This window comes from Streptomyces sp. NPDC054841, assembly GCF_053611045.1.
In genome coordinates, this window is the sequence record NZ_JBSGZO010000363.1 from 1 (window position 1) to 8835 (window position 8835).

The 8835-nt window shown below is 71.8% G+C and carries 6 protein-coding genes and 1 pseudogene; all 7 read left to right on the forward strand.

All coding sequences use genetic code 11. The features are described from left to right. Positions 1–165: 165 nt before the first annotated feature. The 7 genes and pseudogenes from ACWGI8_RS33150 to ACWGI8_RS33180 all read left to right on the forward strand — a co-directional run bounded on the left by ACWGI8_RS33150 (position 166) and on the right by ACWGI8_RS33180 (position 8758). Entirely contained in the window at positions 166–774 is a 609-nt protein-coding gene (locus tag ACWGI8_RS33150) for a TetR family transcriptional regulator (protein WP_453666618.1), read from the forward strand. 129 nt (positions 775–903) lie between these two features. After that, positions 904–3138, forward strand: coding sequence for a molybdopterin-dependent oxidoreductase (locus ACWGI8_RS33155; protein WP_453666619.1), 2235 nt, complete (start codon positions 904–906; stop codon positions 3136–3138). 148 nt (positions 3139–3286) lie between these two features. Continuing rightward, a complete protein-coding gene (locus ACWGI8_RS33160) occupies positions 3287–4678 on the forward strand; it encodes a CitMHS family transporter (protein WP_453666620.1) in 1392 nt (463 codons plus the stop codon). 1 nt (position 4679) lies between these two features. Further along, positions 4680–5655 (forward strand): annotated as a pseudogene (locus tag ACWGI8_RS33165) (MFS transporter). Continuing rightward, positions 5648–6004 carry a hypothetical protein gene (locus tag ACWGI8_RS33170; RefSeq protein ID WP_453666622.1) on the forward strand — a complete coding sequence of 119 codons (357 nt, stop codon included), beginning with the start codon at positions 5648–5650 and terminating at the stop codon, positions 6002–6004. Before ACWGI8_RS33165 ends, ACWGI8_RS33170 begins: the two are co-directional and overlap by 8 nt. Positions 6005–6260: 256 nt before the next feature. Continuing rightward, entirely contained in the window at positions 6261–7652 is a 1392-nt protein-coding gene (locus ACWGI8_RS33175; protein ID WP_453666624.1) for an aldehyde dehydrogenase family protein, read from the forward strand. 23 nt (positions 7653–7675) lie between these two features. Then, positions 7676–8758: a Zn-dependent alcohol dehydrogenase gene (locus ACWGI8_RS33180; RefSeq protein WP_453666625.1), complete on the forward strand. Its 1083-nt coding sequence runs from the start codon at positions 7676–7678 to the stop codon at positions 8756–8758. Positions 8759–8835: the final 77 nt, after the last annotated feature.

Here is an 8835-nt window from a genome sequence, read left to right on the forward strand (position 1 = left end):
CTCGTACCTCGCGGCCTGCGCGCGCTCTCCCTTTCGACAGCCGCGCCTGCGGCTCCCCAAGGAATCCTATGGTCGACAGTAGGATTGCGTGGCGCTCCCCGTCAACGGCACACGTCGGCCACGCAACGACACCCTCCGGCCATACCGGGGCGGCATGATGGAGCGATGCCCTCAGCGAACTCCCTCCGCCGTACGCCCGTGCAGCAGCGCAGCGCCGAGCGGCTGACCCGGATCCTCGACGCCTGCGCCGAACTCCTCGACGAGACCGGCTACGAGGAGCTGTCCACGCGCGCCGTCGCGGCCCGCGCCGAGGTGCCGATCGGGTCCGTCTACCGTTTCTTCGGCAACAAGCGGGCCATGGCCGACGCCCTCGCCGCACGCAATCTCGATCACTACGCCGAGCGGATCACGGCGCGGATCGCCGAGCTGCCGGCCGGCGACTGGCGCGGCGCGGTCGACGCCGTACTCGACGAGTACCTCGCCATGAAGCGGACCGTCCCCGGCTTCGCGCTGATCGACTTCGGCTACCGGATCCCCCTCGCCGCGCCTGCCGGGGGCGTGAACCACGAGGTCGCCGACCGCCTCACCGAGCTGCTCGCCGGCCATCTGGGCCGCCGCGCCGACGACTCACTGCGGCGTACCGTCCTGATCGCGGTCGAGGCCGCCGACGCGTTGCTGCAACTCGCCTTCCGGGTGGAGCCCTCCGGTGACGCGAAGATCATCGCCGAGACCAGAGAGCTGCTGTACGCGTATCTCGCGCGAGTGCTGGACTGACCTCTCGGTCCGAGCGCCCCCCGGTTCACTCGCCGCGGTTCGCCGCAGCCCCTCGCCGTCATGCGTACCGGTCGGTATGCTCGCCGTGCCTTGCGCGTCACCGCTGCCGCCGCCCCCGGGAGGGCCCCCATGCCAGGAACCGACGCAGGAAACAGCGCCACCCGCACCGCCCTGCGCATCTGTCCCCTCTGCGAAGCCACCTGCGGGCTGACCCTCACCATCGAGGGGGACCGGGTCACCGGAGCCCGCGGGGACCGCGACGACGTCTTCAGCAAGGGTTTCATCTGCCCCAAGGGCGCCTCGTTCGGCGAGCTGGACGCCGACCCCGACCGGCTGCGGACCCCCCTCGTCCGCAAGGACGGCGAGCTGCGCGAGGCGAGCTGGCAGGAGGCCTTCGACACGATCGCGGCCCGGATGCGCCCGCTGATCGAGGAGCACGGAGCGAACGCCGTAGGAGTCGTCCTCGGCAATCCGAACGTGCACACCATGGCCGGCGGGCTCTATCCGCCGGTCCTCCTCTCCACGCTGCGCACCCGCAACATCTTCACCGCCAGCACCCTCGACCAGATGCCCAAGCACGTCTCCAGCGGACTGCTCTTCGGCAGCGCCATCGCCATCCCGGTCCCCGACCTGGACCGCACGGACCATCTGCTGCTCCTCGGCGCCAACCCGCTGGACTCCAACGGCAGTCTGTGCACCGCACCCGACTTCCCCGGCAAGCTCAAGGCGCTGCGCCGCCGCGGCGGCACCCTCACCGTCGTCGATCCGCGCCGCACCCGCACCGCCGCACTCGCCGACCGGCATGTCGCCATCCGCCCCGGTACCGACGCGCTGCTGCTCGCCGCGGTGGCCCAGGTCCTCTTCGACGAGGGCCTCACGGACCTCGGGGACCTGGCCCCGCACGTGCAGGGCGTGGACGAAGTCCGGGAGGCGGTACGGGAGTTCACCCCGGAAGCCGTCGCCGCGGCCTGTGAGATGGACGCCGGTGAGATCCGCGCGATCGCGCGCGAACTCGCGGCCGCCCCCTCCGCCGCCGTCTACGGGCGCATCGGAAGCTGCACCGTCGAACACGGCACCCTCGCCAGCTGGCTCGTCGACGTCCTCAACATCCTCACCGGAAACCTCGACCGCCCCGGCGGCGCCCTCTTCCCGCTCGCCGCCACGGAGCGCGCGCCCCGGCCGGCCGCCCCCGGCAAGGGTTTCGCCCTCGGCCGCTGGGCGAGCAGGGTCAGCGGTCACCCCGAGGCCAAGGGCGAACTCCCGATCGCCGCGCTCGCCGAGGAGATCGAGACTCCCGGCGAAGGAAAGATCCGGGCGCTGATCACGATCGCCGGCAACCCGGTGCTCTCCGCTCCCGACGGCGACCGTCTCGACCGGGCGCTCACCGGACTCGACTTCATGGTCTGCGTCGACCCGTATCTGAACGAGACCGCTCGCCACGCCGATGTCGTGCTGCCCCCGCCGCCACCGTCCCGCAGCGGCCACTTCGACTTCTCCTTCAACGCCCTCGCCGTACGCAACCAGGTCCGCTACACGCCCGCCGCCGTGCCCCTCGACGCCGGCGCCATGGACGAGTGCGAGATCCACGCCCGGCTGATCCTCGCCGTGAGCGGGATGCACGGAGCCGAGCCGTCCGCGGTCGACGACATGGTCATCGAGGGCGCGCTCGCCAAGGCCGTCGCCGACCCGCACACGCCGGTCCACGGCCAGGACCCCAAGGAGCTCGCCGCCGGACTCACCGGCCGCAGCGGCCCGGAGCGGCGCCTCGACATGATGCTGCGCCTCGGCCCCTACGACCTCACCCTCGACGATCTGCTCGCGCACCCGCACGGCATCGACCTCGGCCCGCTCCAGCCCCGGATCCCGCAGATCCTGAAGACCCGCAGCGGACGCGTAGAGCTTCTCCCCGCGCCCGTCGCCGCCGATCTGCCGCGGCTGCGGAGCGCCCTCGGCGACGCGGTCCACCAGCCCGGCCGGCTGGTCCTCGTGGGCCGCCGCCATCTGCGCTCCAACAACAGCTGGATGCACAATGTCGCCGCGCTCAACGGAGGCTCCAACCGCTGCACCCTGCAGATCCACCCCGAGGACGCGGCCAGGCTCGGACTCGACGACGGAACCACCGCCCGGATCAAGGCGGACGGAGGAGAGCTGGAGGTCCCGGTGGAGATCACCGACGCCGTACGGACCGGGGTGGTGAGCCTCCCGCACGGCTGGGGGCACGACCGTCCCGGCACCCGGATGTCGGTCGCCGCGGCCCGTCCCGGAGTCAACGTCAACCAGCTGCTGGACGGCTCGCTGCTCGACCCGCTGTCCGGCACCGCTGTGCTCAACGGCTTCGCTGTGGAGGTGTCACCACCCCAATGACCCGCCGTCCCCACCGTCCCCGTCCTGAGCTGGGCTTTTGCTCGTATTGCTCACGTGTCAACATCTTGTTAACGCCGATGAGCGGCACCTAACGTCATCCGGACCGCCCGCCTCCGCGGGAGTTCAAAGATGAACGTTAGGTGTCCCCATGCTGACAATCCTCGGCTTCGCCATGATCGCGACCTTCCTGGTCCTGATCATGATGAAGAAGATGTCGCCCATCGCGGCGCTGGTCCTCATCCCCGCACTCTTCTGTGTCCTCGTCGGACAGGGCGCGAAGCTCGGGGACTACGTGCTCGAAGGCGTCGGCAACCTCGCGCCGACCGCGGCGATGCTGATGTTCGCCATCGTCTACTTCGGCGTGATGATCGACGTCGGCCTCTTCGACCCGGTCGTCCGGGGCATCCTGCGCTTCTGCAAGGCCGACCCGTTGCGCGTCGTGGTCGGTACGGCCCTGCTCGCCGCGATCGTCTCGCTGGACGGCGACGGCTCCACCACCTTCATGATCACCGTCTCGGCGATGTACCCGCTGTACAAGCGCCTCAAGATGAGCCTGGTCGTGATGACCGGTGTCGCGGCCACCGCGAACGGCGTGATGAACACTCTGCCGTGGGGCGGCCCGACCGCCCGCGCCGCCACCGCGCTCAAGCTCGACGCCGGTGACATCTTCGTGCCGATGATCCCGGCCCTCGGAGTCGGACTGCTCTTCGTCTTCGTCCTCGCGTACGTCCTCGGCCGGCGGGAGCGCAGGCGCATCGGCTATCTGACGCTGGACGAGGCGCTGGAGCCGGAGACCGAGACGGTCCTCGTGGCGGCGGGCGGTGGTACGGACCGTGGTGCGGCAGCGGTCGCGGCCAACGGCTCCGGCGGCACGGGCGGCACGACCGAGGACGAGGGCTTCCAGGGCCTGGACCCGAAGCGCGAGACCCTGCGCCCCAAGCTCTACTGGTTCAACGCCGGCCTCACCGTCGCCCTGCTCACCGCGATGATCACGGAGCTGCTGCCGATCCCCGTGCTCTTCCTGATCGGCGCGGCCCTCGCCCTCACCGTCAACTACCCGAAGATGGCCGACCAGAAGGCCCGTATCGCCGCCCACGCGGACAACGTCCTCAACGTCGCGGGCATGGTCTTCGCCGCGGCCGTCTTCACCGGCGTCCTCACCGGCACCGGAATGGTCAAGCACATGGCCGACTGGCTCGTCGGCGCCATCCCGGAGGGCATGGGGCCGCACATGGCGCTCGTCACCGGCCTGCTGAGCCTCCCGCTCACCTACTTCATGTCGAACGACGGCTTCTACTTCGGCGTCCTCCCCGTCCTCGCCGAAGCCGGCGCCGCCCACGGCGTCGCCCCGCTGGAGATCGCCCGCGCCTCCCTCGTCGGACAGGCGCTGCACATGTCCAGCCCGCTCGTCCCCGCCGTCTACGTCCTGGTCGGCATGGCCAAGGTCGAATTCGGCGACCACACCAGATTCACCGTCAAGTGGGCCGCGCTCACCTCGCTCGTGGTGCTCGGCGCCGGAATCCTCTTCGGCATCATCTGACGTGACCGGACCGACCACCGGGTCCAGGAGCTGGCTGCTACGCCTCGTCATCGCCTTCGGCTTCGCGCAGGGGGCGGTGTCGATGGCGCGTCCGGCCGTCTCCAGGAGGTCTGTGGCGGCAGTGGCCACGGTGGCGACAGGGCGGGGCACGGAGGCCGGGACTGCTCGGTCAGCTCGCCGGGCCGGTCGCGGCGGGCGCGGTGATCGGCGGCGACATGGCCCGTACCAGCGCACTCGCCCTGCTCGTCTCGGCGGCCGTCGCAGCGGTCTCCTTCACGTCCCTGTGGCGTATCGAGCACCAGGTGCCCCGGGCCGGGGCCGCCACGACGGCGAAGGTCCCCGTCCACCGCATCCTGCGCACGCGCGGCGTACCCGCCGGGATCTTCATCAGCCTCGCGGTGCTGTCGGCGACCGACATCCTCACCGCGTACCTCCCGGTGATCGGCGAGCACCGGGGCATCGCCCCTTCCGTCGTCGGACTTCTGCTGAGCCTGCGCGCGGCGGCCACGATCGCCTGCCGGCTGGTGATGACCCCGATGATCCGGGTCATGGGCCGTACGGCCCTGCTCACCGTGACCTGTCTGCTGGCCGGCCTGCTGTGCGGGGGCATCGCGCTGCCCGTCCCCGTGTGGGCGCTCGCCGTGATGCTGGCGGTGCTCGGCTTCTGCCTCGGGGCCGGCCAGCCGCTCTCGATGACGACGGTCGTCCAGGCCGCCCCGGCGCGGGCCCGTTCCACGGCGCTGGCGCTTCGCCTCACCGGCAACCGCCTCGGCCAGGTCGCGGCACCCGCGTCGGCCGGTCTCGTCGCGGGCGTCGCGGGCACGGCGGCGCCGTTCGTGATGCTCGGGGCGCTCCTCGTGGCGGCGGCGGGTCTTGGCCTGCGGTGTGGCCGCGCTGAACACGACACGCAAGTGCTGCGTACTAGTGGCCACTTGGAGAAGCGTCTCTGCGTCAATGACAGGAGCGGCAATGACTGATGGTGACGGGCCGATCATGCGCGGACTGCCGGACGGCGGGGCGGAACTGTCCGTCGTGCTGCAACTGCGCTGGGACGATGTGGCCGCGCTCGGCCGGGAAGCGAGCCGGCTGGCGGAACAGCGAGGGGCGCCGGTGAGCCTCGACGAGGCGGCCAGCCACCGGCTCCGTACGTGGTCGGCAGTGGCGAAGAGCCCTGAGGACAGGGGCCAGGCGCAGGTTCCGCCTTCGGCGCCCGCGCCCACGACGGCGGCCATCACCGGGAATCCCGCGGCCAGGGTCACCTCCATCTCGCCGCCGCCCACGGTCCGCCCGGCCCAGCCGTCGGCACTCGGCCAGACGCCGGCCTGAGTGGATCTTCCTCGGCCGCCGGACGGCCTGCGACGGGAGCCCCGTCCGAGAGTCCGTCCGGCGGCCAAGGAATGGGGTACGGGGTACGGGGCGGAGTCCCCACGCGGCGCAGCCGCACATCGATGCCGCGGGAAGGGGCGGCGTGGGGGGAGAATCACAGGGCCTCAGCGCTCCGGCCGCCCTGGCGCCAAAAAACTAACACCGCTAGTTTGGGTGCGGACGACGGACTACCGAGCCACGCCCGAAGGAGAAGCGGATGAAGGCCCACGACGGGATGTACATCGGCGGCACGTGGCAGCCCGCCGCCGGTGCGGACACCATCGCGGTGGTGAACCCGGCGGACGAGCAGGTCATCGGGCACGTCCCGGCCGGCACGGCGCAGGACGTGGACACGGCGGTACGCGCCGCCCGCGCCGCGTTCCCCGGCTGGTCCGCCACCCCGCCCGCCGGGCGCGCCGCGAAGATCGCCGCCCTCCGCGACGTGCTGGCCGCCCGCAAGGACGAGATCGCCGAGACCGTGACCGCCGAGCTCGGCGCGCCGCCCCAGCTGGCCCAGTCCGTCCACGCGGGACTGCCGGTCCTGGTCGCCGGCTCGTACGCCGAGCTGGCCGCCACGTACGCTTTCGAGGAGAAGGTGGGGAACTCGACCGTGCTGCACGAGCCGGTGGGTGTCGTCGGCGCGATCACCCCGTGGAACTACCCGCTCCACCAGATCGTCGCCAAGGTCGCCCCCGCTCTCGCCGCCGGCTGCACGGTCGTGCTCAAGCCCGCCGAGGACACCCCGCTGACCGCGCAGCTCTTCGCCGAGGCCGTTCATGAAGCCGGTCTGCCCGCGGGAGTGTTCAACCTGGTCACCGGTCTCGGACCGGTCGCGGGACAGGCGCTCGCCGAGCACCCGGGCGTGGATCTGGTCTCCTTCACCGGCTCCACCGCCGTCGGCCGGAAGATCGGCGCGACCGCGGGCGGGGCCGTCAAGCGCGTCGCCCTGGAGCTCGGCGGCAAGTCCGCCAACGTGATCCTGCCCGGCGCCGACCTCGGCCGCGCCGTCAACGTCGGCATCGCCAACGTCATGTCCAACTCCGGCCAGACGTGCAGCGCCTGGACCCGGATGCTGGTGCACAAGGACCAGTACGACGAAGCCGTGGCGCTCGCCGCCGAAGCCGTCGCCAAGTACACGCCGGGCGACCGGGTCGGCCCGCTCGTCAACGCCAAGCAGCAGGAGCGCGTCCGCGGCTACATCGAGCGGGGCGTCGCCGAGGGCGCCCGGCTCGTGGCAGGCGGCCCCGAGGCCCCGCGCGAGCCCGGCTACTACGTCTCGCCGACCGTCTTCGCCGACGTCACCCCCGACATGACCATCGCACAGGAGGAGATCTTCGGCCCGGTCGTGTCGATCCTGAAGTACGAGGACGAGGACGACGCTCTGAGGATCGCCAACGGTACGGTCTACGGGCTCGCGGGCGCCGTGTGGGGAGAGCAGGAGGAGGCCGTCGCCTTCGCGCGCCGCATGGACACCGGACAGGTGGACATCAACGGCGGCCGCTTCAACCCGCTGGCGCCGTTCGGCGGCTACAAGCAGTCCGGCGTCGGCCGCGAGCTCGGCACGCACGGTCTCGCCGAGTACCTCCACACCAAGTCCCTGCAGTTCTGAGAGCTCCGAGGAGAGTTGTGAGCGTGGTCCGCGCCGCAGTCCTGCCCGCCATCGGCTCGGCCCTGGAGGTCACCGGCATCCGGCTCCCCGAGCCGGGTCCCGGCCAGGTGAGGGTCCGCCTCGCCGCCGCCGGGGTCTGCCACTCCGACCTTTCCCTGTCCAACGGCACCATGCGGGTGCCCGTCCCCGCCGTCCTCGGCCACGAGGGCGCGGGCACGGTCGTCTCCGTCGGCGAGGGCGTCACCCATGTCGCCCCCGGCGACGGCGTCGTCCTCAACTGGGCCCCGTCCTGCGGAAAGTGCCATCACTGCTCGATCGGCGAGGTCTGGCTCTGCGCCGACGCGCTGACGGGCGCCGCCAGTGTCTACGCCGCCACCGAGGACGGCACCGAACTCCACCCCGGCCTCAACGTCGCCGCGTTCGCCGAGGAGACCGTCGTCGCCGCCAACTGTGTGCTGCCGGTCCCGGACGGTGTCCCGCTCACCGATGCCGCGCTCCTCGGCTGCGCGGTCCTCACCGGCTACGGCGCCGTCCACCACTCCGCCCGGGTCCGCGAGGGCGAGTCGGTCGTCGTCCTCGGCGTCGGTGGAGTCGGGCTCGCGACGCTCCAGTCCGCCCGGATCGCGGGCGCTTCCACGGTCATCGCCGTCGATGTGTCGCCGGAGAAGGAAGCCCTCGCCCGCCGGGCCGGAGCCACCGAGTACGTCGTCGCCTCCGAGACCACCGCGAAGGAGATCCGCAAGCTGACCGGCGGTCAGGGCGCGGACGTGGCCGTCGAATGCGTGGGCCGCGCCGCCACGATCCGTACCGCCTGGGACTCGACCAGGCGCGGCGGCCGTACGACGGTCGTCGGCATCGGCGGCAAGGACCAGCAGGTCAGCTTCAACGCTCTGGAGATCTTCCACTGGGGCCGTACGCTCTCGGGCTGCGTGTACGGCAACTCCGACCCGGCACGGGACCTGCCGGTGCTCGCGGAGCACATCCGCGCGGGGCGCCTGGACCTGAGCGCCCTGGTGACGGAGCGGATCACCCTCGACGGCATCCCGGCCGCCTTCGACAACATGCTCGCGGGCAAGGGCGGACGGGCGCTGATCGTCTTCGAGTGAGCGTCCCCCCGGCCGGGCGCCCCTGGGCAGCCGGCCGGGGGATCCTCGTCAGCCGACCCGCACGGCGATCCCCGGAT